We start from the raw sequence: 23919 nt of genomic DNA on the forward strand, positions 1-23919 counted from the left end.
ACCCGGAAGTTGAACCCGATGTTGTGGAGATGCAGCGACGCGCCGCCCGACCCGGTGATTTTTGCCAGCCTCCCTTCCCTGCCTGGGAATCCCCGCCCGGCCGGCCACCTGCCCGCCGAAACGGAGCGGCCGCCCCGCCCGGCGGCTACGACCGGTCACCGTAATGGATCTTGACCGGCCCGTCACTCCGCCGTCTGCCGCAACCCGGACCGACCGCGGCGACTCCCCGTGACATCGGTGCTCACTATTCCGAGTGATCAGCCTGTGATCTGCCCGGACGCGCCGTTCCGCGCTATTTCCCGGGCGAAAAGGAATTTCCGGTGCCCTCGCGAACCGGCTTTTTCCGCGTTCCGGCGCCGTCGTTACTATGGCCGCCTCCCAGTCCGCAAGGGCGATCCGGGCGCTTTCTCGAACGATGCCCGCCGCCTTCCACCGCGCAAGTTGCCGGAGGCAGCCATGCACAACGTCGCGCGCACCACCGGACCGGCCTCCGCAGCCGAGGACACCGGTCAGATGCCCGCGCTGTTCGACCGCGAAGGAGGCGACGCCGCACCGCGCGGCAGGCGCCGCAAGCGCGGCCCGGACTACGAGCAGATCCAGCGCAGCCCCCAGTTCCGCGCGCTGCGCAGCCGCTTCCGCCGGTTCGTGTTCCCGATGAGCATCGGGTTCTTCGTCTGGTACCTGGTCTACGTCGTGCTCGCCGCCTACGCGGGCGAGTTCATGAGCACGCCGGTCTTCGGCCTGGTCAACGTCGGCATGCTGCTCGGCCTCGGCCAGTTCCTCACCACCGCGGTCATCACCGCGCTGTACGTCCGCTTCGCCGACCGCGAGATGGACCCGCGCGCCGCCGAGATCCGAGCGCAGGCCGCCCCTGTCACGGAAGGAACGCCTCAGTGACCACCGTTTCGCTCGCCGAAGGAGCTTCGGAGAGCAACCCGCTGATCAACACCGGGGTGTTCGCGCTGTTCGTCGCGATCACCCTCTACGTGGTGTACCGCGCGGGGAACCGCCGCTCGTCGACGTCGGGCTACTACACCGCCGACAGCGCTTTCACCGGAAGGCAGAACGGCGTCGCGCTGTCCGGCGACTTCCTGTCCGCGGCGTCGTTCCTCGGCATCGCGGGCGCGATCGCGATGAACGGCTACGACGGCTTCCTCTACTCCATCGGCTTCCTCGTCGCGTGGCTCGTCGACCTGCTGCTGCTCGCGGAACTGCTGCGCAACACCGGCCGCTTCACCATGGGCGACGTGCTCAGCTTCCGGATGAAGCAGCGCCCGGTGCGCGCCGCGTCGGCCACGTCGACGCTGGTGATCTCCTTCTTCTACATGCTCGCGCAGATGGCGGGCGCGGGCGGCCTGGTCGCGCTGCTGCTGGACGTCCACTCCAAGTGGGGCCAGGCGGTGGTGATCACCGTGGTCGGGCTGGTGATGATCTCCTACGTGCTGCTCGGCGGCATGAAGGGCACCACCTGGGTGCAGATCATCAAGGCCACCATCCTGCTCACCGCGGCCTCGCTGATCACGGTGTTCCTGATGGGCAAGTACGGCTTCAACTTCTCGAGCCTGCTGCGCGCGGCCGCCGACCGCAGCCCGATGGGCAAGGACCTGCTCTCCCCCGGCGGCTCCTACGGCAAGGACGGCACCACGAAGCTCGACTTCGTGTCGCTGTCGCTGGCGCTGGTGCTCGGCGTCGCCTCGCTGCCGCACGTGCTGATGCGCTTCTACACCGTGCCGAACGCCCGCGAGGCGCGCCGCTCGGTGGTGTGGGCGACCGCGTGCATGTTCGTGTTCTACCTGTGCACGCTGGTGATCGGCTTCGGCGCGGCGGCGATCGTCGGCCCGGACGAGATCAAGGCCGCGCCCGGCGGCGAGAACTCGGCCGCGCCGCTGCTGGCCCTGCACGTGGGCGGGACGGTGCTGCTCGGCGTCATCTCGGCGGTCGCGTTCGCGACGATCCTCGCCGTGGTGGCCGGGCTGACGCTGACCGCGTCCGCCTCGTTCGCGCACGACGTCTACGCGAACGTCATGAAGCGCGGCAAGGCGGAGCCGGAGGACGAGGTCCGGGTCGCCCGGCTGACCGCGGTCGTGATCGGCGTGCTCGCCATCCTCGGCGGCATCCTCGCCAACGGCCAGAACATCGCGTTCCTCGTGGCGCTCGCGCTCGCGGTGGCGGCGTCGGCGAACCTGTCGACCCTGCTGTACTCGCTGTTCTGGAAACGGTTCAACACCACCGGGACGCTGTGGAGCATCTACGGCGGACTCATCGCCTGCGTCGTGCTGGTGCTGTTCTCGCCGGTGGTGTCGGGAGCATCCGACTCGATCTTCCCGAGCATCGACTTCCACTGGTTCCCGCTGAAGAACCCGGGCCTGGTGTCGATCCCGGTGTCGTTCCTGTGCGGCGCGATCGGCACGTTCGTCGGCCGGTCGAAGAGCGATCCGGCCAAGCACGCGGAGATGGAGGTCCGGTCCCTGACCGGCGTCGGCTTCGGCTCCTGATCCCCTGGCACACGAAAAAACCGCGGCGTCCGGACTTCCGGGCGCCGCGGTTTTTTCGTTGCTCAGAAGACGTCGCGCCCGGCCTGCACCCGGTGGGTCACCCGGCGCTCGACGACGAACGACACGAACGGGACGCACCCGGCCAGCAGCACCAGGACGGTGCTCTTGATCGACCAGCGGGCCTTGATCGCGAGGTCGATGGTGAGCACCAGGTAGATCATGTAGAGCACGCCGTGGATCGGCGAGTACACCTGCGCGGGCGTGGCGTTGCCGAAGCCGTACTCGATGATCATGGTGGCGCAGAGCGCGAGCAGGCCGACACCGGTCACGTACGCGCTGGCCCGGAACCGGGTCAGCGAGCCGGACACCTTCGACTGGCGAGCGGGGGCGGCACCGTCGGTGCTGGTCGTCATGGGAGCGTCCTCATTTCCGCGGGCGTTCAGGACTGCTGGTCGCGGGCGTTGAGCTCGCGCAGGTAGCGGTTGTAGGCGGCGAGTTCGTCGTCTTCTTCGACGGGAGCCGCGGCCGGTCGCGGCGCGGGCACGCGGACCGGGGCCGGAGCAGGCGGTTCGGGCTGCCCGGCGGCTTGCTCTTCGCGTTCGCGCAGCTTCTTGATGCGCCAGAACATGAACGCGGGGAAGAGCCCGAAAAGCGGCCATTGCAGCACGTAGCCGAGGTTCTGGAAGGTGCCGGTGGCGGACGTGAACCGGTCCCACTGCCACCAGGCCAGCCCGCAGCACAACGCCAGGCTCACGAGGCTCGTGGCGACGATCATGAGCCGGCGCCCGAGCGGGGACGCGGCCGGGCCGGGATCTGCGGGCACGGTATCGACGCTAGCACTGGCCGGGGACGACGTTGCTGAGAGGCGGCGAGGTCGTGACCGGGGCCCCATCCGGCGTTCGCGGCCGGATTCGCCGGGTGGCGGGTTGCTGACTCGCCGCTCCGGCACCCCGTCGCGCGGGAAAGACCCGGCAGCTCGATCCGGGCAAACACCCCAGCGCGGCATCGAGGCGCATGCCGGACTGTGGCGGGAGTGGTCCGTGAAGGGAATCCGCGTCCGTGAAGGAGCCCCTCACCGACCGGCGGTGGGAGGCAGGCCCGGGCGTCAGCCCGCTTGCACCTTCTGCGCCGCCTTCGCGTAGCCGTCCGCCAGGCCGAAGACCTTCTGCGCGTACTCCGTCGAGTTGTTGTACGACAGGATCCCCGACCACCAGCCCGCCGGGCTGGCCATGTCGCGGCCGCCCGCGCACAGGTAGCGGGCGGCGGTGAGGGCGGCGTCGTCGATCTGCTGCGGGTCGGCGCGGCCGTCGCCGGTGGCGTCCGACGCCCACTTGCGCCAGGTGCCCGGGATGAACTGCATCGGGCCGACCGCGCGGTCCGCGACCGGGTCGCCGTCGAGCTGGCCGCCGTCGGTGTCGCCGATCGCGCGAACCCCGGAGGAACCGTCGAGCGGGACGCCGATGATCGGCTTCGACGGGCGGCCGTCCGCACCGAGGACCGCTCCGCCGTACTGGCCGTGGTTGGACTCGATGCGGCCGATGCCGGCGAGCGTCGCCCAGGAGATGTGGCAGCCGCGGTCGACCTCGCGCATCGCGAGCTCCGCGTTGCCGTACGCGCGCACTGCCCGCGCCGGGATGCCGGTGGCGGGCGCGACCTTGTCCGCCCAGGCCTGCAGCGGGTCGCCGCCGGTCGGGCGCGCCGACTGCGGGGCGGTGCCCTGGTCCGCGGCCCCGCCCGCGACGACGGCGTTGACCGGCGCGATCGAACCGGGTTTGACGTCGACCGCCTTGACGCTCAGCGCCGGGATGTCCGTCGTGGTCGGGCTGGCTTCCGGGGCTGCCGCCCTGGTGACGATCCAGACCCCGCCGCCCGCGACGGCGAGCACCGCGACGACGACGGCGAGCCGCACCGCGAGCGCGGCGCCATGACCGCGACGGGCGGGCGACGGGGCGGCAGCGGGAGCCGCGGTCTCGTCCCCGGTCCGCTCGGTGTCGGGGGTCTGTCCGGTGGCGGGCACGAAACTCCGGTCCTCCAGCATGGCTTGGGGTTCGCAACACACAACGAGCCCGCGCAGGTTAGCGTTACGCACGCATCGCCATGGCCCCCGCCACGCCGGTTCACCCGGCCGGGTAGCCCGGTTCCGTCAGGTGGACGGTTCACGCCGCACAAACATCCCCAAGCCCGCTGTCGAGGCGGGGTTGGCCGAAGCCAAGCCCCACGTCGAGGCGGGGTTCGGCCGGAGCGGCTGCCTTCGCGGTTCGCCGACCGGACGCGCCAGGCGCGCTTCGCCGCGGTGCGGCACCGCCAAACAAAAACGTCCGCCGCATGCGGCTTCCGGCACTCCCGGCAAGGAGTGCTTTCCACCGCACCGCGACGGGCGCTTCGCCGTGTTGCCTGGCCGATTCGCCGACCAGGCAACACAGCTGTCAAACAGGCTTCTTCCCGCGCGAACCGCGGGACGACCAATCAGGCACTTCTTCCGGCGCGAGCCGAGTGGAACGAACTATGAGGCGCTTCCTCCCGCGCGAGCCGCGGGAGGAACGACCAGCGACGCCCTCCCGCGTGAGCCGCGCGGAACGAACCATCAGCCACATCCACCCGCACGAACCGCACGGAACGAACGACCGCCCGCTTCCTCCCGCACGAACCGCGGAACGAACGATCAGCCACATCCGCCCGCGCCAGCCGCACGGAACGGACGTTCAGGCACTTCGCCCCGCGAGAACCGCGCGGAACGAACGGTCAGGCAGGCTTCTGCTGCCGCGCCAGCCGCGCGACGCACCAGGCGGGCGCGCTGCCCCGGCGGAGGTGCTGCAGCACCGTCATCGGGCCGAGCCGCCGCGCGAGGTCGGACGGTGCGAGACCGGCCGCCCGGTAGTCGAGGGCTCGCTGGTCCAGCGGGCTGATCCCGGCGTCCCACCACTGCTGCGCTTCGGCGACGTCGCCGACCATCTGCCACCAGCCCGCGGCGGCGACGAGCAGTTCTTCCGGGACCTCCGGCAGCCGGGCGCGCATCGCGTCGAGGTAGCCGGGGTCGGCGGCCTCGACCGGGGCCCAGCGGGCGGGTCCGGACCGGGCGCGCTGGCCGGGGATGCCGGGCGGAGCGGCCGGCGCGTCGGCCAGCCAGGCCGAGGCGATGCGGTCGACCTCCTGCTCCTCGGGGGTCTTCTCGCGCTCGGCCGACCACTGCCGGATCAACGCGTCCACTCCGGGATCTCCGGTCATCCCTGCCTCCTCATCGGTCCCCGACGGGCAGGCATTTCGACCGCCTGCCCCGTTGCGCGTCCACGATTGGCTCCCCACGCGTGACCGGGCCGAAAACCCGCCGTGACCCGGCTCCCGGGGGACCGGAGAACCGGCTGATCACGCAATGTGAGCACCGTAGGGCGGCACCCGCTTTCTCCGCCATACCCCGGACCCCGGAAATTCGGTGACCAGGCGGTTTTACGGGCCAATCCACCCGGATGGTCGAGCGAAGTGCCCGAATCCCGGGATCCGGTGACAAAGCGTGACTAGTTGGCCGGACGGGCGCGCGAGGGCGGTCCGGCGAGCGGGAAAACCGGGGTCAGGCGAAGAGGCTCTTGAAGAACGTGACGATCGCTTCGGCACCGTCCTTGAGCCAGCCGAGCACGCGGTGCACGAAGGCCGCGGAGTTGGTGGGCTGCGTGATCAGGAAGAACAGCACGAGCGCGACTACTCCGACGACGACGATCTTCTTCAGGCCGCTCGACATGGTTTCGTTCCCCTCCGCTCCCCCGGCGCCCGGTCGGACGCCGGCCCCGCCTCGGCAGAGTCGGCTCCCACTGTAGTGACGGCACGCCGGAATGGCCCGTCGCAGGCCCCGATCCAGCCAGAAAGCTCACGGCCGGGTGACCCCGGTCACCATCGGGTGACCCGGGCCCGGAGAGCGCCCCCGGTACGCTCCGGCGATGGACGACGGCCCAGTGACTCTCCGCCCGGTGCGCGAGTCCGACCTCGGTCTGCTGGAGGCCCTGACCAACGACCCGGAGACGGTCGGCGAGCACCAGTGGTTCGGCTGGCACGACCCCGGCTACGTCCGGCGGCTCTGGCGCGAGAACGGCATGCTGACCACCGACAACGGCATGCTCGTCCCCACGCTCGACGAACGCCCGCTCGGGCTCGTTTCGTGGCATCGCACGCGGACCGGCCCGCACACCTACTGCTGGAACATCGGCATGGTCCTGCTGCCGGAGGCGCGCGGGCACGGCCTCGGCGCGCAGGCGCAGCGGCAGCTCGTGCGCTACCTGTTCGCGCACACGCAGTTCAACCGCGTCGAGGCCAGCACCGAGGTCGGCAACCGGGCCGGCCAGCGTTCGCTGGAGAAGGCCGGGTTCACCCGCGAGGGGATCCTGCGCGGGTTCGATTTCCGCGACGGGCAGTGGCGCGATCACGTCCTCTACTCGGTGATCCGGTCCGATCTGCCGTCGTGAGCGTTCAGGCGATCGCTCCGGCCTCCTTCAACGCCGCGACACCCGCGTCGTCGTAACCCAGCTCCGCCAGCACCTCCGCGGTGTCCGAGCCCTTCTCGTGCGGTGCTTCCGGCGTGGCCGCGGGCGTCCGGTCGAACCGCGGCGCCGGAGCGGGCTGCACCGTGCCGCCGATGTCCACGAACGTCCCGCGCGCCGCGTTCTGCGGATGCTCGGCCGCTTCCCACGGCGACAGCACCGCGGTGAGGCACGCGTCGGTGCCTTCCGCCCGCGCGACCAGTTCGTCGCGCGTGAACCGGCCGACCGCCTCGGCCAGGATCTTGCGCAGCCGCGGCCACTGGCTCTGGTCGACGTGCATCGGCAGGTCTTCGTTCTCCAGCCCGAGCACCTTGACGAGGTCGCCCCAGAACCGCATCTCGATCGCACCGACGGCGACGTACTTGCCGTCCGCGGTCTCGTAGGTGTCGTAGAACGGGGCACCGCCGTCGAGGAGGTTCTCGCCGCGCTCGCCCGGCCACACGCCCGCCGCGCGCATCCCGTGCAGGCTCGTGGTCAGCAGCGCCGCGCCTTCCACCATCGACGCGTCCACGACTTGGCCGCGTCCGGACGTCGTGCGCTCGTGCAACGCGGCCAGCACGCCCATCGCGAGCATGAGGCCGCCTCCGCCGAAGTCGCCGACCAGGTTGAGCGGCGGCACCGGGCGTTCGCCCGCGCGGCCGATCGGGTCGAGCGCACCGGCGACGCTGATGTAGTTGATGTCGTGCCCGGCCGCCGACGCGAGCGGGCCGTCCTGGCCCCAGCCGGTCATCCGGCCGTAGACGAGCCGCGGATTGCGGGCGTGCACCTGCTCCGGGCCGATGCCCATCCGTTCCGCGACGCCCGGCCGGAAGCCTTCGATCAGCACGTCGGCGCGCTCGGCCAGCTTCAGCACGAGTTCGACGCCCTCGGGCGTTTTCGTGTTCACCCCGACCGACCGCCTGCCGCGGGCGAGCGGGTCGTTCGGGATGCCGAGCACGTCGGCGCCCGGGGTGGCGCGGTCGACGCGGATCACGTCGGCACCGAGGTCGGCCAGGATCATGCAGGCGAACGGAGCCGGCGCCAGCCCGGCCAGCTCCACCACCCGCAGCCCGGCGAGCGGACCCTGTTTCACGGAGAAGTCCTTTCGCTGCAACGGATTTCAGAGCGTGCGGGAGATGATTTCCTTCATGATCTCGCTGGTGCCGCCGAAGATCCGCGAGATCCGCACGTCGGCCCAGGCGCGCGCGATCGGGTACTCGGTCATGTAGCCGTAGCCGCCGAACAGCTGCAGGCAGTCGTCCACGACCTTGTTCACCCGCTCGGTCGTCCACAGTTTCGCCATCGCCGCGCCCTGTACGTCGAGTTCGCCGCGCAGGTGCCGTTCGATGCACTGGTCGAGGAACGCGCGCGACACCGCGGCTTCCGTCGCCGCCTCGGCGAGCTTGAACTTCGTGTTCTGGAAGTTGAAGATCGGGCGGCCGAACGCGGTGCGTTCCTTGGTGTAGTCGATGGTCAGGTTCACCGCGGCTTCCAGCCCGGCCACCGCGGTCACCGCGATGATCAGCCGTTCCTGCGGCAGCTGCAGCATCAGCTGGATGAAGCCCTGGCCCTCGGCGTCGCCGAGCAGGTTCGCGGCGGGCACGCGGACGTCGTCGAAGAACAGCTCGGCGGTGTCCTGCCCCTTGAGGCCGACCTTGTCGAGCACGCGGCCGCGGCGGAAGCCCGGGGTGTCGGTCTCGACCACGATCAGCGAGACGCCCTGCGCGCCGGCGTCCGGGTCGGTCTTGCACGCGACCACGACGAGGTCGGAGTGGAAACCGTTGGTGATGAACGTTTTCGCGCCGTTGATCACGTAGTGGTCGCCGTCGCGGACCGCGCGGGTCTTGATGTTCTGAAGGTCTGAACCAGTGCCGGGCTCGGTCATCGCGACCGCGCCGACCATCTCGCCGGTGGCCATCTTCGGCAGCCACTCGCGCTTTTTCTCCTCCGACGCGTACGCCAGGATGTAGTGCGCGACGATTCCACTGTGGACGGTGACGCCCCACGCGCTGTCCCCGGCCCGGGCCTGCTCCTCGTACAGCACGGCCTCGTGCGCGAACGTGCCGCCGCCCCCGCCGTACCCCTCCGGGATCGACAGGCACAGCAGGCCGAGTTCGCCCGCCTTGGTCCAGATGTCCCGGTCGAGCTTCTTCTCCGCCGCCCAGCGCTCCTGGTTCGGCACGAATTCCTTCTGCAGGAACGACCGGGCGAGCTCCCGGAGGTCTTCGAGTTCGGTGGTGCTCCACGAGCTCTTCTGGATCTGCAACGGCACGGCTTGGCCTCCCGCGAACTGGAAAACATGACGCTTGGCAGGTAAGTTCTAGCCGGAATGTACATCCCATCCGTCCGGTACGTAAAGCAGGAGCCGCGATGACTGAGGTCGCCCGGGGACACCGCACCCAGGCCGAACGCCGCGAGCAGACGCGCACCGCACTGCTGGACGCGACGATCGATTGCCTGGTCGAGATCGGGTATTCGCGGGCGTCGGTGCAAGAGATCTGCACCCGGGCCGGCGTCTCGAAGGGCGCGGTGCAGCATTACTTCGCCACGAAAGCGGAGCTGATGGCGGCCGCGGTCGAGCACCTCACCACGAAGCTGCGCACCCAGCTCGCCGCCTCGCTCGGCTCGCTGCCGGGCGGAGCGTCCGGCGTCGCGGCGGCGATCGACCTGCTGTGGGAGGGCTATTCCGGCACGCTGTCCACCGCGGTCACCGAGCTGTGGGTCGCCGCCCGCACCGACCCGGAGCTGCGCGCCGCGATCCGGCCGGTCGACCGCGCACTGGGCCGGGCGACGCTGGAGCACATCAGCGACGTCGCGGGCGACCTGCCGAAAGAACGTGCGGAGATGCTGTTCTGGCTCACCGTGAACCTCACCCGCGGCCTCGCACTGGACGCCGAACTGGGCGGCGACCCGCGCCGTCGCCGCCAGCTGCTGGAGGAGTGGAAGCGGATCGCCGTGCTGCTGTACTCGGGCGACTAGTGTCCATACCGCCGGTATGGTGTACTCGTCGGTAACACCCGGCCCCGCACGGAAGAAGGTGCGCTCGATGACGAGTACGACCCCGGCGAACCTCACCGGCCAGCCCCTGCCCGCAACCGTCGGCGGCGTAGCAGGCGCCCCGTCCGCGTCCCGCGCGGCCGCACTCGTAGCCCGCGCAACCGGCGGCGCCGACAACGCGCCGGTGCAGATGACCGCGCCTTTCACCGGCCAGCCGATCACCTCCCTCCCCCAGGCCGACGACGCCGAAGTCCGCGCCGCCTTCGCCTCCGCCCGCGAAGCGCAACGCGAGTGGGCAGCGTTGCCGGTGACCCGCCGTCAGCAGTTCCTCGTGCGACTGCACGACCTGGTCCTCGCCCGGCAAGCGGAGGTCCTCGACCTGGTCCAGGTCGAAGCAGGCAAGGCCCGGATCGACGCGTTCGACGAGGTCAGCGCCACCGTGCTGGTCGCGGCTTACTACGGCAAGCACAGCGCGAAAACCCTCTCCCCGCGCCGCGCCCCCGGCGTCATCCCGGGCTTGACGCGAGCAGGCGAACTGCGGCACCCCAAGGGCGTCGTCGGGATCATCTCGCCCTGGAACTACCCGCTGGCCCTGACCGCGATGGACGTCTTCCCCGCGCTCGTCGCCGGGAACGCAGTCGTGCAGAAACCGGACAACCAGACCGCGCTGTCCGCCCTGTGGCTGCAAGAGCTGGCGGAAGAGGCAGGTCCGCCTTCCGGTCTGTGGCAAATCGTGCTGGGCCGAGGCTCGCAAATCGGCAATGCTCTGCTGGAAGAATGCGACTACCTGTGCTTCACCGGCTCGACCCCGACCGGCAAGGACCTGGCAGGCCGCATCGCGCAACGGCTCACCAGCTATTCGCTGGAACTGGGCGGCAAGAACCCCATGATCGTCTTGCCGGACGCAGACATCGCCAAAACCGCCGCCGGCGCCGTCACGGCGTGCTTCTCGTCGGCAGGCCAGCTGTGCGTGTCGGTGGAGCGGATCTACGTGCACGACAGCATCCGCGAGGAGTTCACCCGCGAATTCGTGGCCCGCACAGCAGCACTGCGTTTGGGCGGTTCACTGGACTACCACGCCGGAATGGGTTCGCTGACGTCGAAGAGCCAACTGGAAATCGTGACGGCCCACGTGGAAGACGCCCGAGCAAAAGGCGCCCGCGTCCTGACCGGCGGACGCCCCCGCCCAGACCTGGGCCCACTGTTCTACGAACCGACGGTCCTGACAGACGTACGCCCCGGAATGACCCCGTTCGCTTCGGAAACCTTCGGCCCAGTGGTGTCGATCTACGGATTCAGCGACGTCAACGACGCGATCGAGCGAGCAAACGACACCCCCTTCGGTTTGAACGCAAGCGTCTGGACCAAAAACGGCCGCGCAGGCTGGGAAGTAGGCGCCCGCCTGAAAGCAGGCACGGTCAACGTCAACGAGGGTTACGCAGCAACCTTCGGAACGGTCGGCGTCCCCATGGGCGGCATGAAGGAATCCGGCGCAGGCCGACGAAACGGCGCGGAGGGATTGCTGAAGTACACGGAAGCGCAGTCCATCGCCGTACAACGAGGCCTGGCCCTACGCCCGCCCAAGGGAGTGCCAGGCTCAGTGTGGGCGCGCTTCATGACCGTAAGCATGAAACTTCTGCGCCACCTACCCGGCCGCTAAGGGTTCGTGAGGGCCACCCTCATTGACTCTGATTCCCTCAGGGTTCCCCTCACGACCCGCCTCCGGTCGTGCCGGTCGTGAGGGGCCCCTTCACGGACTTGGATTCCCTCAAGGAGCCCTTCACGGCCCACCCTCGCCGCAGCCCCCGCCAGCGATGCGCCCCAATGCGGCATTGGGTGCATCCCACGCACCGAACGCCACATTGGGTGCATCCGACGCACCCAATGTGGCATTGGGGCGCTAGCCACCAACACCCACGAAACCGCAGCCGGTGCACCCGACGGTGGAGCCACCAACCGCTCACCGCAGCCAGTGCACCCAACGATCAAGGCACCCAACCCCGCCCGCAGCCGATGCCCGCAACGATCGAACCACCAAGCCGCTCACCGCAGCCGATGCACCCAACGATCAGCGCACCCAGCCCTCAACCGCAGCCGATGCACCCAACCATCGAGGCACCCAGCCCCTCCCCCAACCCCGATACGAAGCACCCCCGAACCGTCAGCACAATCAAGCTTCGGGGTGCCCCACGCAACCACAAGCCGATGTCGCCGCCAGGCGACGAGCCGATCACTCCGGCACAGTAAGCAACCCCCGGTCATAAGCAATAGCCACAGCCTCAGCCCGCCGACTGGCCCCCAGCTTCGCCATCACCCGGGAAAGGTGCACGCTCACCGTCTTCTCGCTGATGTACAACTCCTCCCCCACCTGCCGATTAGTCCGCCCCAGCGCAACCCGCTCCAGCACATCCCGCTCCCGGTCAGTCAACGGATTCACCTGCGCCCGAGCAACGGGAACGACCTCAACCCCAGCCAACTCGACCCGAGCCCGATGCGCCAACTCCCGCACCGCATCCCGCAACGGAACCGCATCCAGCTTCACCGCCACCGAATGCGCCGCCTCCAACGCCTCCGCCGCCCCCGGCTGTCCGGCGGCTAACAACGCCTCCCCCTGCCGCCACCGGCAAACCGCCTGTTCGTAAACCGCCCCGTACGAATAAGCCTCGGCCGCCGCACCCCACAGCTCCGGATCGGCCGGACCCTCCAGCCCGGATGCCGCGGCCTCCATCCGGGCCAGCCAAGCCCGCCCCTCCGGCCCGATAGTTCCGGACCGGGGATGCCCCTCGGCAGCACAACGCCGCCCGTGCTCCACCAGCCGTCGCCCCACAGCCACAAACCGATCGGCCGCGGCCGGATCCCCTTTGGCGCGGGCCTCCGCGGCCAACGCCGCCGCCGACGGAATCGCCAGCGCCACGATCCGGATCCCGCCGAGCAGCGCCGTCTCGACCTTCTCCAGCCAGGACACCAATTCGTCGGTGATCCGCAGCGCCTCGGCATGCTCCCCGCGCCAAGCGGCCAGCTCGATCGCCGCGTCGCCCGCCGACAAGGCGATCTGCGGATCCGCCATCCACTGCTGCCGCAATCCCGGCAACGCCTTGGCCGCGTCCGCGAATCGCCCGCGCCCCACCAGGAACAGGACCCAGTTGGCCAAGATCCGCGCAGCGACCGCACTGGACACGCCTCGCCGGGCGCGCCCCGCGGCGTCCTCCTTCGGCCAATCTCCGCTGAGATACCGCAAATACAGGAGCCGGGCACGCAGCTCCAGCCCGTACGCGCTCCAGGTCAGCCCGACCGCCTCGGCCCGCTCGACCCCACGGGCGGCGTGGGCGAGCGCCAGATCCATCTCCGCCTGGTCGTCGTAGCTGAGGGCGAGGAAGTACATCGCCCGGATCTCGACGTTCAGCGCACCGGCGTTGTGCGCCTTGCGTTCGGCCTCGCACAACCGCTCGCGAGCCTCGACCGGATCGCCCGCGCCGTCGGCCAGCGTGCCCAGCGTGACCAGCGCCGACGCCTCCGCACCGACCGCCCCGACGGCACGTGCGTCGGCAACTGCGGTGTGCGCGCTGGCCAACGCCTCGTCCGGCTGGTCGAGCAGCCGCTGGAACCCGGCCCGCGACGCCAGCACCCAGGCCCGCGCCCCGCTCGGCTCCCGATCGGCGACCAGCTCCCAGGCCCGCTCGATCGCCCGAACCGCCTCGTCGAACGTGCCTTCCAAGGTGAGCAGCGTTTCGGCCAGCCGACGCCAGACCTTCGCCGCGTGCTCGGGCGACGCGTCCGGCTTGAGTGCTTCGGTCGCTGACCGCGCGTACGCGACCGCGCGCTCCGGCTCGCCTGACGTGCCAGCGAAGTACGACGCCTCGCTGAGCAGCTTCAACTCGTCCACGCCTTCCGGACGATTCTCCGGAGCCACGGCGTCCCAAATGGACTGTGCTTGCTCGATATGCCGCAGCGCAGCGCCAGGCGCGCCGAGCTTTTCCGCTTCGTCGGCAGCGCGCAGCAACGCGGACAAGGCGGTGTCGAAGTCCCGGCTTTCCAGGCTGTGGAAGGCGAGCTTCGCGTCGTGGCCGCGCCCCTGCGGCATCGACTTGATCCGCGCGGCATATCCCGCGTGCATCCGCGTGCGCTCGCCGGGAAGCAGATCCGCGTAGACCGCCTCCTGCAGCAAGGCGTGCCGGAAGGTGTAGAAACCGCGCTCGATGACCAGGACGTGGTGTTGCACGGCTTCTCGCAGGGCCTCGTCCAGCTCCAGGTCTCCGATGCCCGCGACCTGCGCGAGCGCGGCGTGCGACACCGATTCGTTGGCCACCGAGATGACCCGCAGCACCCGGCGCGTCTCGGCCGGGAAACGTTCGAGCCGGGCGAGGAGGACTTCGGCGAGCCCGGCGGGGAGATCTTGGCAGTCGGCGCCGGTGGCGAGGAGCTCCTCGACGAAGAACGGATTGCCCTCGGATCGTTTGGCGATGTCCGCGACGACGTCCGGCGACAGCGGTTCCTCGGCCAGCGCCGCGACGAACGCCCGCGCGTCAGCCGGTCCGAACGGGGCGAGCGAGAGCTGTTCCACGGTGTTCAGCCGGACCAGCTCGGACAGCAGGCCGCGCAGCGGATGCCTGCGGTGGACGTCCTCCTCGCGATAGCTGCCGACCACCAGCAGCCGCTGCGCGCGCAGGCGGCTGAGCAGGAAGGACAGCAGGTTGCGGGTGGAGGAGTCCGCCCAGTGCAGGTCTTCGAGCAGGACGACCACCGGCTGCTCCTGGCCGACCTCGGTCAGCACCCCGAGCACCGCGTCGAACAGCTGGAGCTGGCCGAGGTCCTGCTCGGGCCGCACCCGGCGCCCGCCCTCGCGCTCCCCTTCCGAAACCTGTCCGTGGTCGCCGGTGGCCGCGGGCCGCGGATCGCCTTGCGGCAGCAGCATCCCGAGCGCGGACCGCGCCCGCACCGCAGCCGAAACCGCGGGATCGGCCGACGACCCGAGCGGAGCCAGCGCCTCGGCGAACGGAAGGTAGGGCAGGCCGCCGTCGCGCACGTCGATGCACCGGCCGGTGAGCACGAGCCCGCCGCAGCCCGCGACGTGCTCGCCGAGCGCGGTGAGCAGGCGGGTCTTGCCGACCCCGGCGTCGCCCGCGATCAGCACCGCACCTGCTTCTCCGCGTTCAGCGCGCGCGAAGGCCGCGCGCAGCCGCCGCATCTCCTGCGTGCGGGCAACGAGCGGAATACCGGAACCGAGACGAGGCACGAGATGCATTCTCACCTACACCCCCGACAGTTCCGACATGGATTTCCTCGTGGCGGCCGGTTCGGGCCGTGATCTCCGTCCAATGGGCGGCCCCGCCGTGTCGCCGAGAGCCGGTCCGGGCGGTGCTCCGGGGACGCATCGGCGCGCGGGCCGCGGCACACGCGATGCAGAAAGTCCGTGAAGGAGGCCTTGAGGGAATCTGATTCCCTCAAGGAGCCCTTCACGGACCTCTGCGGGAGCTTCGCAGGGGGCGAGAGCCGGGTGCGTCCGGCGGGCGGAGCGGCCCCGGAACCCCCGTCCCGGCTCGGCCGCCCCGCCCGACCCCCTTACCGTCCCCGACACCCTGAGGCTCATGCGCTATGTCGCGCCCTGGCCTCCGGTACCGTCGCCGTGCGCCTTTCCTGGCGGGGCACCTCGACGTTCGTGATGCGGTGTGTGCGCACCCAGCGGACCACCCGGTTGCCCCGGCTCAGGCGGGCCTGGCGGGCGGCGCGGCGCAGTTCGGCCATCCGGTAGTCGACCTCGGCGCGGGTGGCGTCCCAGTTGTAGTCGCTCATTTTCTTCTCCCCAGCGGGTCTCGTTGTCTGCCGAAGACCACTTTCGTGCTGAGGGGCCGTCCCGGGCATCGGGTGATCGCCTACACCGGGACGCGAAAAGACCCCTTACCCGCGGCTTCGACCGGGGAAGTCCAGGTCGAGCGGGGTAAGGGGTCTCAGCTGAGCGATCAGCCGGGCGAACGGGTCAAGCCTGCCCCTGGCCGCGCACCGCGTCCAGGAGCGCCTGCCAGCCGGCGGCGGGCAGGCGGAACGCCCCGCCTTCCGGGTCTTTGGAATCGCGCACCGCGGCGCCGCCTGCGACGAAGGCGACCTCGACGCAGTCGTTGCCGCCGCCGCTGTAGCTGCTCTTGCGCCACTGGGCACCGGAAAGGTCGGCCATCATGGTCCCCACATCCTCACTGTCTCGGGTCGGTGTTCCTCGGTTCCTGAACCACGGCGGCCTGTTCGGCGAACCGGCCGGCCGCGTCGGTGATCAGCGCCACCGAATCGTCCGGTTTCAGCGCTGCTGCGCGCAGGTGGTCGAACATCAGCGCGTAGCGCCGGACGTCGTCGGGCTGTTCGAGGTACAGGCCGCTGGAAGTGCTGTCGTCGACGTAGACCACGTCGGGATCGGCCTGCTCGGGGAAGCCCATGATGAGGAACGGTCCCTCCATGCCGGGGTGCGCCCCGGCGCCGAACGGCACCACCTGGACGGTCACGTTCGGCTTTTCCGCCATCGCGGTGATCCGGTACAGCTGCTCGGCCATCACCTCGGGGCTGTCGACCACGCGGTGCAGCACCGCCTCGTCGATCACCGCCCAGTACTCGACCGGCGGGTCGTCGGTCAGCAGCTGCTGGCGCGCCATCCGCGCGGCGACCCGGCGGCGGGTCTCGGACTCTTCGGCGTCCGGGCGCAGCGCGCGGATCACCGAGAACGCGTAGCGCTCGGTCTGCAGCAAGCCCGGGACCAGCAGCGCCTGGAACGCGCGCAGCGAGCTCGCGTCGGCTTCGAGGCCGACGAAGGTGCCGGTGAAGACTTCGTTGTACGCGTGCCACCAGCCGCGTTTGCGTGCTTCGCGCGCGAGCTGGACGAGCGCTTCCTGCTCGTCGCCGGTGATGCCGTACAGCGCGAGCATGTCGCGTGCGTCGCGCGGGGTGACGCCGACGTGGCCGGTCTCGATGCGGCTCACTTTGGACGCCGAGCACTCCAGCTTTTCGCCGACCTCGTCGATGGTCAGATCGGCGGCTTCGCGCAGCCTCCGCAGCTCGCTCGCGAGGCGCCTGCGGCGAACAGTCGGTCCCTGGCCTCTCGCCACGGCAGCACCTCCGGTTCGTATTGTTGCCCGCACTGCATATCTAACCAGGTGATCGACTTGTCAGTGGAGTAATAACACCGGCGAATTCCCACTGTCGCGGCGGGAGCCCGCCGTCGCTGGTTCCGACCTGCTTCCGACCTGCATTGTGCAGAGTGCGCTTGTACTCTGGCATCCTGCGGGCCGAGACGCGAATCCAGCCGCGCCGACGGTCCTGAGCAGCGTAGACGACGGCCGTCCTCGGCTATTCGCGGAGACCGCGGTAAAGCGGACGACCACGGTGTCCGGGGCCGCCCCCCGACCGGTCCCGGGCACCTTCCTTTGCTTCGCGGCATTACTCAGACGGGTATTCCCGCGCAATTTCGCCACGGGAGTGTGACGGTTTCCGACGTTTTCCTCTGCAGACAGCCACTCTGAGTGGTCATCGCCGGGGCGGCCGTCCTTATCGGACCCGAAGCAGTCCTTCTTGGACCACGGTGGCGACGTGCAGGCCGTCGCGGGTGAAGAACCGTCCGGTGGCCAGCCCGCGGGCGCCCGAGGCGCTCGGCGACGTGCTGTCGTAGAGGAACCACTCGTCGGCCCGGAACGGACGGTGGAACCAGAGCGCGTGGTCGAGGCTCGCGCCGAGCACCTTGTCGACGTCCCAGTACACGCCGTGCCGTGCGAGCACCGAGTCGAGCAGGGTCATGTCCGAGGCGTAGGTGAGCACGCAGACGTGCAGCAGCTGGTTGTCGGCGAGGGTGCCGTCGGCCCGCATCCAGACCCGGTGGTGGGTCGGGCGTTCGCCGGTGGTGCGGGTGACCCACGGCGGCTCGCCGACGTAGCGGATGTCGATCGGCCGCGGGATCTCACTGAAGCGCAGGCCGTAGCCCGCGGTCAGCTCGGGGAAGGTCGGCAGCGACTCGGGGTCGGGCACGTCCGCCGGCATCGTCTCGGCGTGGTCGATGCCCGGTTCGTCCTTCTGGAACGACGCGGACAGCGAGAAAATCGCCTTGCCGTGCTGGACGGCGACGACGCGCCGGGTGGTGAACGAGCGGCCGTCGCGGATGCGGTCCACTTCGTACACGATCGGGACGCTCGGGTCGCCGCCGCGGATGAAGTACGCGTGCAGCGAATGGACCCGCCGCTCCTCCGGAACGGTCCGGCCCGCCGCGACGAGCGCCTGCCCGGCGACCTGCCCGCCGAACACCCGCACCGACGAGTGCGCGGGCGAAACGCCGCGGTAGATGTTCTCTTCGATCTTCTCCAGGTCGAGCAGCGCGACGAGCTTGTCCAGCACGGGCTGCCCGCCGCCACCGGGGCTCGTGTCGAGTTCGGTGGCGGCTTCCCTGGCCATCTCAGTCATGCCGGAACCCTATGCAACAGGGTTCCGGCATGTCCCTTATGCGTGGTCGTCTTCACCGAGCCGGTGGACGTGGATCAGGTTGGTCGACCCGATGGTCCCGGGCGGGGAGCCCGCGACGATCACCACGAGGTCGCCGCGCTGGTACTTGCCCATTTCGAGCATCGCGTGGTCGACCTGCTGGATCATCTGGTCGGTGGAGTCCACGCGCGGCACGATCTGCGTCGTGGTGCCCCAGGTCAGCGCCAGCTGGCTGCGGACGCTCTGCTCCGGCGTGAACGCCATCAGCGGCAGCCGCGTGTGCAGCCGCGCGAGGCGGCGCACGGTGTCTCCGGACTGGGTGAACGCGACCAGCGCCTTGGCGTTGAGCCGCTCGCCGATGTCGCGGGCGGCGTAAGAGATCACGCCCCGCTTGGTGCGCGGCACGTGCGACAGCGGCGGCACGACCGGCGAATCCGTCTCGACGGCCTCGACGATCCGGCCCATCGTCTGGACCGTCTCGATCGGGTACCGGCCGACGCTCGTCTCGCCGGACAGCATCACCGCGTCGGCGCCGTCGAGGACCGCGTTCGCGACGTCGGACGCCTCGGCGCGGGTCGGGCGGGAGTTGCTGATCATCGACTCCAGCATCTGCGTGGCGACGATGACCGGCTTCGCGTTCTCGCGGCAGATCTGGATGGCGCGCTTCTGCACCAGCGGGACCTGCTCGAGCGGCAGCTCGACGCCGAGGTCGCCGCGGGCGACCATCACCGCGTCGAAGGCCAGCACGATGGCCTCGAGGTTGTAGACCGCCTCGGGCTTCTCGATCTTCGCGACGACCGGCAGCCTGCCCTTGCCGACGCGGTCCATCACCTGGTGCACGAGGTCGATGTCGGCGGGCGAGCGCACGAAGGACAGCGCGATGAAGTCGACGCCCAGGTGCAGCGCGAACTCCAGGTCCTCGATGTCCTTGTCGGACAGCGCCGGCACCGAGACGTCCATCCCGGGCAGCGACACGCCCTTGTTGTTGCTGACCGGACCGCCCTCGGTCACCTCGCACACGACGTCCGGGCCCTCGACGTCCTTGACCACCAGGCCGACCTTGCCGTCGTCGACCAGCAGCCGGTCGCCCGGCTTGGCGTCCTTGGCGAGGCCCTTGTAGGTGGTCGAGACCCGGTCGTGGGTGCCCGCGACGTCCTCGACGGTGATCCGGACGACGTCGCCGGTGTGCCACTCCGCCGATCCGCTGGCGAACGTGCCCAGCCGGATCTTCGGTCCCTGCAGGTCGGCGAGAATCCCCACCGCCCGGCCGGTTTCGGCGGCCGCGGACCGGACCAGGTCGTAGACCTGCTTGTGGTCGCTGTGGCTGCCGTGGCTGAAGTTCATCCTCGCGACGTCCATCCCGGCGTCGACGAGTGCCCGCATCTTCTCCGGGGTGGAGGTCGCGGGACCCAATGTACAAACGATCTTCGCGCGTCGGCTCACGTCCGGAGAGCCTAGTCGCTCGGGCCGCTCGCGTCTGTACCGATCCCGAAACTCCGGCCGGAGAACGCGGGAAGGATTCAGTTCCGGGCACCGGCGTGCGCTGGGCGGCCGCGCCGCACGGGGCCGCTCGGAATCACCCGAACGGGGGAGGCCGGGTTCAGCGCCGCGGTTTCTCGCTCGGACCGACGTGGTCGCGGGCCCATTCGTTGAACTTCCGCAGCTGGCGCCACGATTTCCGCACTCGGTCGAGTGCCTCGCGCTCGTGCAGGAAGTCGTCCGGCTCCCAGGCGCGGACGGCGTACACCGAGCGGTGCCGCAGCAGGTCGAGGCGCGGGTGGTCCTCGGCGAACCCGCGCGGTTTGGACTTCAGCCGGTCACCGAGAATTTCCCAGCCCGCCTTCCGCAGGCTCGCCAGGATCTTCTCCAGCGCGGGCCCGTGCAGTTCGGTGTCGACCGCCGTGCGGTACCGGGCCAGCTGGTCCGAGGCCAGGTGGAAGCAGCCGCCGCCGACGCGCAGCCCGGCCGGGCCGACCTCGACGTAATACGCTCCCCCGCCGCGGCCGGCCTCGATCACGCCGCCGCAGTGCGTCTTGTACGGCGTCTTGTCCTTGGCGAACCGGACGTCGCGATAGGGCCGGAACACCTTCGCCTCGCCGAAGCCCGCGCCGAACTCCGGCTCCAGCTCGGCCAGCAGCGCCTCCATCGGAGCCCGGACGTGCTCCTTGTAGAGCGCCACGTGGTCGTCCCAGTAGGCCTTGGTGTTGTCCGCGAGCAGCCCGTCGTAGAACTCGACGGCGTGCTCCCCGAATCCGCTGAACTTCACCCGCAGCACGATAAACCGGGGCACCGACAGAATCGGCGCCCCGGCTGCATCGAACGGGGTTACTTCGCGAGTGCCGTGATCAGCTCGCCGTTCGAGGTGTCGCCGGACAGCTCCCAGAAGAAGGTGCCGCCGAGGCCCTGCGACCTCGCGTAGGAGGTCTTGCCCGCGATGGTCGACGGGGTGTCGTAGCTCCACCAGTTCGAACCGCACTTGGCGTACGCGGTGCCCGCGACGGTTCCGGTCGCCGGGCAGCTCGTCTTCAGGATCTTGTAGTCCTCGATGCCCTGCTCGTACTTGCCAGGGGCCGGTCCGGTCGCGGTGCCGCCCGGCGCGCTCTGCGTGACGCCGGTCCAGCCGCGGCCGTAGAAACCGATGCCCAGCAACAGCTTCGAGGCCGGGACGCCCTTGCTCTTGAGCTTCTGGATGGCCGCGTCGAACCGCAAGGTTCACACAAGAGGAGAAGCCCTCGATGTCAGTCACAGAAGCCCAGCTAGAGGCGTTCGCTGAGGTAGTAGGGGCCCTGGGCCTGGAGAAGGCCAGGGAGCTGGTCGTAGTGATCTCGGGTGGGGACGAAGCCCTCGCCACGGACCTGTGGCGCGAACACCAGATGCGGGATGCTCGGGCCAAGGTCGCCAAAGCCCGCCGCTCGGACTGGGACCCCCGCGCCGCGTTCGAGGCCCGGCTAGCCCGCGACGCTGAGGCGGAACTCCGGGCCATGGGCAGCGAAGGTTCGGACCGATGACCGGGCCCCGAGACTGGAACTTCCGGATCATGGTCATCCTCTGTCTGGGGATCCTGGCCGTAGCCGTGGGGATGATCATCGTGCTGGTCCTCGGGTGGCTGGAATCGAAGCCTGAGAGCCCTTCTCCGGTCTCCAGGACCCCAGCGGCAAGGACTCTGTACCCGTGCCGGAACGAAGACGGCTCAGGCCAACGTGAGGGCCGGTTCCCGTGCGTCTGGGATGCCCGGAGCCAGGGCAACGGCGAGGGCCGGAGCTTCGTCCTGGAGAGCCCCGGTGCGGAGCCGGTTCCGGTATCGATCACCGACTAGCCGAATCAAGATCGAGAGCCCCTGTCCGAGGTCTGGGCGGGGGCTCTCTGCTGTGCTGAATCTTCGCGCCCTTATGCCGTGGATCATGGTCCAGGGGGTAGGCCCCTCCCCTCCGGGTTCGAGGGTTGGACGCGGGAATAAATTCGAGTCGAGAAACGTTCTATCAAGTAGGTGAGTTTTCATTCTGGTCCTCGGTGACCGGATAACTCGCCAGAGGTGAGACCGACACGCCATACCTTGGGGCCCTGTGAGCCCCCACCCCAATTGCTAAACTGTAGGTATCAGCCCGGGACTGAGTCCCAGGGATCTTCCTCTTCAAGTTTCAGGCAGTCACTCAGGCTGCCCATTTTTGGATCTCAGACAGGAGATTGATGTCATGACAAAAGCACCCTTAACGGCCCGGGAGCTGGTTCTCCGGGCTTTGGGCGGGGGCACGGCCCGGGACCTTTCCGTGAAGCTGGATACCTCAGAACGAACGGTGAGGCACTGGCTTGCCGGGGATTCCAAACCTGGATACGAACACACCATGACCATGCTCCGGATGATTCGAGAACGAGAGGCGGGCGAATGACCGAGATTCCCAAGACCCTGGGCCCGGACGGCGGGGCCCTGTACAAGGACGTCACCGAGGAATACGAACTCGGCCCTCACGAACTCGCGATTCTGGAGACTGCCTGCCATGAGCTTGACCTAGTCCGAAGACTTGAGGCTGAGGTCTCCCAGCTCGAAAGCCTCCGGGTCAAGGGATCTCAAGGCCAGTGGGTCTCGGCTCCGGAGGTCTCGGAATACCGGCAACATTCCCTCGCCTTCGCTTCCCTGATCTCTCGGCTCAAAATCACGGACGGTTCCGAGAATCAGGCTCCCGCTCCCCGAACTGTCGGTGCCGTCGCCATGCCCATGAGCCGGTCCGAAGTCGCCAGGCTTGGAGGCAGGGCCAAGGCGAGGGGGAAGCGGAATGCGTAGCAGGAAACCGGCACCGAAGGGCCTGGACATCTCCCCGCACACAGGCCCGGCCTTGCTCCAGGTTGCGGTGAACGTGCTGGGGTTCTGGAAGCGTAGGGGATTCGCCACTCAGGCCCGCGTAAACCAGGCTCAGAGGCTCTTGGACACCCTGAATCGCGAGGGCCGGGTATTCGTGCCGTACGAGGTCATGTCCGTGGTCCTCGACAATCTGGACCCTGATTGCGAATACCTCGTATCCGATGCCGATCCCCACATGATCGAGCCTCGCTGAAAACTTCCCTACGGGGATGAAGACCGGGACCGGCGATGCGTCCCGGGAAACCAGAAGGAAACACCCTGATGAGTAACTTTGCACCCCTTTTCCAGGCTTATGCCTCGGTCGGAATCGGAGACGGTCGACTCCCGTCCAAGGCTCTGAGCCTGATTTCCGATGCCGCAGAGGCCCCGGCCCCGATCCCGGAAGACCTCCGGAAGAAGGCGGCCAAGGTCAAGACCGAGGAAGAGGCCCAGGCCGTTGTGGAGGAATTCCGCAAGCTGCGGGCCGGGGCAACCCTGGACCACTCGGACTTGTTCCGTATCGCCGAGGATGCGGACAAAGCCGAAGCACGGGCTCTCTTGCCGCAGTACAAAGCTCAGCTCATGGAAAAGCTCCGGGAATCCTGGGCCAAGTTGGTGGAGGCCCTGAACAAAGTCTCGGTCGCTCAGCTCCGGACCGAAGGCAGTGACCTGCTCCGGCTGCCTGCCCCCGTTCAGAAGGACCTGATCGACGTGAACGAGGTCTTCGCCGAATTCCGGAACCTGGCTCGGTTCGCGGTGAATCAGGCTGGTATCGCGTACCGGGGTGACCTTCAGGGCGAGGGATGGAGTTACCTGGCCCTGCTCACGGACATCCCGGGCGAGGGTCCGGACGATTACGAGACGGCGCACAGCCTGAACGTGAACCCGTTCGACCCGGCCTCGCTCCGGGAATTCGCGGAGAAGGCCGAAGGACTCGGCATCGGTCTTGAGGTCCGGGCTCCGGAGGAGATCCAGGCCAGTCTCGACGGCTGGAACCGGGACAAGGCTTGGTTCGTCCACGAACACGGACGCCTGTACAAGCGCAACGCCCTCGGCTCGCATTCCGTGGGTCCGGTCGCGTCCCCGGGCAAGATCCGGGAACGCCACGCCCGTGCCCTCGCCGAGCAGTGGGAGGTCTGAT

The 23919-nt window shown here is 69.2% G+C and carries 22 protein-coding genes and 1 pseudogene; 8 read left to right on the forward strand and 15 right to left on the reverse strand.

Going from position 1 to position 23919, the window contains the following annotated elements:
- The first annotated feature begins 456 nt into the window (after window positions 1-456).
- Together DMP23_RS04840 and DMP23_RS04845 are read left to right on the forward strand one after the other, a co-directional pair.
- The gene (locus tag DMP23_RS04840) at window positions 457-897 is read left to right on the forward strand and encodes a DUF485 domain-containing protein (protein WP_037809904.1); all 441 of its coding nucleotides are present in this window, start codon (window positions 457-459) and stop codon (window positions 895-897) included.
- Complete coding sequence (locus DMP23_RS04845) at window positions 894-2495, forward strand: solute symporter family protein (protein WP_037809902.1); 1602 nt, start codon at window positions 894-896, stop codon at window positions 2493-2495. The genes DMP23_RS04840 and DMP23_RS04845 overlap by 4 nt, the downstream gene beginning before the upstream one ends.
- 62 nt (window positions 2496-2557) lie before the next feature.
- On the opposite strand, the gene DMP23_RS04850 is transcribed toward DMP23_RS04845, so the two are convergent.
- The 5 genes from DMP23_RS04850 to DMP23_RS04870 form a co-directional block, all read right to left on the reverse strand.
- On the reverse strand, window positions 2558-2908 hold the full coding sequence (locus DMP23_RS04850) for a DUF3817 domain-containing protein (protein ID WP_037809898.1): 351 nt from the start codon (window positions 2906-2908) through the stop codon (window positions 2558-2560).
- 26 nt (window positions 2909-2934) lie between these two features.
- Window positions 2935-3270 (reverse strand): hypothetical protein, encoded by a 336-nt coding sequence (locus DMP23_RS04855; RefSeq protein WP_205673280.1) that lies wholly within the window; start codon window positions 3268-3270, stop codon window positions 2935-2937.
- A 330-nt stretch (window positions 3271-3600) separates the two neighbouring features.
- Entirely contained in the window at window positions 3601-4533 is a 933-nt protein-coding gene (locus DMP23_RS04860) for a lytic transglycosylase domain-containing protein (RefSeq protein ID WP_051171803.1), read from the reverse strand.
- A gap of 704 nt (window positions 4534-5237) precedes the next feature.
- Window positions 5238-5720: a hypothetical protein gene (locus DMP23_RS04865; RefSeq protein WP_037713183.1), complete on the reverse strand. Its 483-nt coding sequence runs from the start codon at window positions 5718-5720 to the stop codon at window positions 5238-5240.
- Window positions 5721-6060: 340 nt separating this feature from the next.
- Window positions 6061-6228 (reverse strand): hypothetical protein, encoded by a 168-nt coding sequence (locus tag DMP23_RS04870; RefSeq protein ID WP_162836029.1) that lies wholly within the window; start codon window positions 6226-6228, stop codon window positions 6061-6063.
- Window positions 6229-6424: 196 nt separating this feature from the next.
- Here DMP23_RS04870 and DMP23_RS04875 point away from each other — a divergent pair, with 196 nt between their 5' ends.
- Window positions 6425-6946, forward strand: a complete 522-nt coding sequence (locus DMP23_RS04875) for a GNAT family N-acetyltransferase (protein WP_134670377.1) — start codon at window positions 6425-6427, stop codon at window positions 6944-6946.
- A 4-nt stretch (window positions 6947-6950) separates the two neighbouring features.
- Here DMP23_RS04875 and DMP23_RS04880 read toward each other — a convergent pair whose 3' ends face one another.
- Window positions 6951-8093 (reverse strand): CaiB/BaiF CoA transferase family protein, encoded by a 1143-nt coding sequence (locus tag DMP23_RS04880; RefSeq protein WP_037809896.1) that lies wholly within the window; start codon window positions 8091-8093, stop codon window positions 6951-6953.
- A gap of 27 nt (window positions 8094-8120) precedes the next feature.
- Window positions 8121-9272 carry an acyl-CoA dehydrogenase family protein gene (locus DMP23_RS04885; protein ID WP_337820289.1) on the reverse strand — a complete coding sequence of 384 codons (1152 nt, stop codon included), beginning with the start codon at window positions 9270-9272 and terminating at the stop codon, window positions 8121-8123.
- Between the two features lie 98 nt (window positions 9273-9370).
- Between DMP23_RS04885 and DMP23_RS04890 the strand changes: the two genes are divergently transcribed.
- Window positions 9371-9979 (forward strand): TetR/AcrR family transcriptional regulator, encoded by a 609-nt coding sequence (locus DMP23_RS04890; RefSeq protein WP_037809889.1) that lies wholly within the window; start codon window positions 9371-9373, stop codon window positions 9977-9979.
- A 67-nt stretch (window positions 9980-10046) separates the two neighbouring features.
- Window positions 10047-11657, forward strand: coding sequence for a succinic semialdehyde dehydrogenase (locus DMP23_RS04895; RefSeq protein ID WP_337820290.1), 1611 nt, complete (start codon window positions 10047-10049; stop codon window positions 11655-11657).
- A 570-nt stretch (window positions 11658-12227) separates the two neighbouring features.
- Here the strand turns inward: DMP23_RS04895 and DMP23_RS04900 are convergent.
- The 8 genes and pseudogenes from DMP23_RS04900 to DMP23_RS04935 all read right to left on the reverse strand — a co-directional run.
- The gene (locus DMP23_RS04900; protein WP_134670383.1) at window positions 12228-15239 is read right to left on the reverse strand and encodes a helix-turn-helix transcriptional regulator; all 3012 of its coding nucleotides are present in this window, start codon (window positions 15237-15239) and stop codon (window positions 12228-12230) included.
- Window positions 15240-15580: 341 nt separating this feature from the next.
- The gene (locus tag DMP23_RS04905) at window positions 15581-15787 is read right to left on the reverse strand and encodes a hypothetical protein (RefSeq protein ID WP_037809883.1); all 207 of its coding nucleotides are present in this window, start codon (window positions 15785-15787) and stop codon (window positions 15581-15583) included.
- A gap of 184 nt (window positions 15788-15971) precedes the next feature.
- Window positions 15972-16169: a DUF397 domain-containing protein gene (locus DMP23_RS04910; RefSeq protein WP_037809881.1), complete on the reverse strand. Its 198-nt coding sequence runs from the start codon at window positions 16167-16169 to the stop codon at window positions 15972-15974.
- 13 nt (window positions 16170-16182) lie between these two features.
- A complete protein-coding gene (locus tag DMP23_RS04915; protein ID WP_037809879.1) occupies window positions 16183-17082 on the reverse strand; it encodes a helix-turn-helix domain-containing protein in 900 nt (299 codons plus the stop codon).
- Window positions 17083-17521: 439 nt separating this feature from the next.
- Window positions 17522-18424: an acyl-CoA thioesterase gene (locus tag DMP23_RS04920; RefSeq protein ID WP_134731237.1), complete on the reverse strand. Its 903-nt coding sequence runs from the start codon at window positions 18422-18424 to the stop codon at window positions 17522-17524.
- A 36-nt stretch (window positions 18425-18460) separates the two neighbouring features.
- Entirely contained in the window at window positions 18461-19885 is a 1425-nt protein-coding gene (gene pyk / locus DMP23_RS04925) for a pyruvate kinase (protein WP_337820291.1), read from the reverse strand.
- Between the two features lie 157 nt (window positions 19886-20042).
- Complete coding sequence (locus DMP23_RS04930) at window positions 20043-20708, reverse strand: DUF2461 domain-containing protein (RefSeq protein WP_037810119.1); 666 nt, start codon at window positions 20706-20708, stop codon at window positions 20043-20045.
- A 59-nt stretch (window positions 20709-20767) separates the two neighbouring features.
- Window positions 20768-21142, reverse strand: a pseudogene (locus DMP23_RS04935) (glycosyl hydrolase family 18 protein); the annotation flags it as partial.
- 35 nt (window positions 21143-21177) lie between these two features.
- Between DMP23_RS04935 and DMP23_RS04940 the strand changes: the two are divergent.
- The 3 genes from DMP23_RS04940 to DMP23_RS04950 all read left to right on the forward strand — a co-directional run bounded on the left by DMP23_RS04940 (window position 21178) and on the right by DMP23_RS04950 (window position 23918).
- Window positions 21178-21450 (forward strand): hypothetical protein, encoded by a 273-nt coding sequence (locus DMP23_RS04940; RefSeq protein ID WP_337820292.1) that lies wholly within the window; start codon window positions 21178-21180, stop codon window positions 21448-21450.
- Window positions 21451-22325: 875 nt separating this feature from the next.
- Complete coding sequence (locus tag DMP23_RS04945; protein WP_337820293.1) at window positions 22326-22721, forward strand: hypothetical protein; 396 nt, start codon at window positions 22326-22328, stop codon at window positions 22719-22721.
- 339 nt (window positions 22722-23060) lie between these two features.
- Window positions 23061-23918 (forward strand): hypothetical protein, encoded by an 858-nt coding sequence (locus DMP23_RS04950; RefSeq protein WP_337820294.1) that lies wholly within the window; start codon window positions 23061-23063, stop codon window positions 23916-23918.
- Window position 23919: the final 1 nt, after the last annotated feature.

Source organism: Amycolatopsis sp. A1MSW2902 (assembly GCF_017312175.1).
GTDB classification, from domain to species: Bacteria; Actinomycetota; Actinomycetes; order Mycobacteriales; family Pseudonocardiaceae; genus Amycolatopsis; species Amycolatopsis nivea.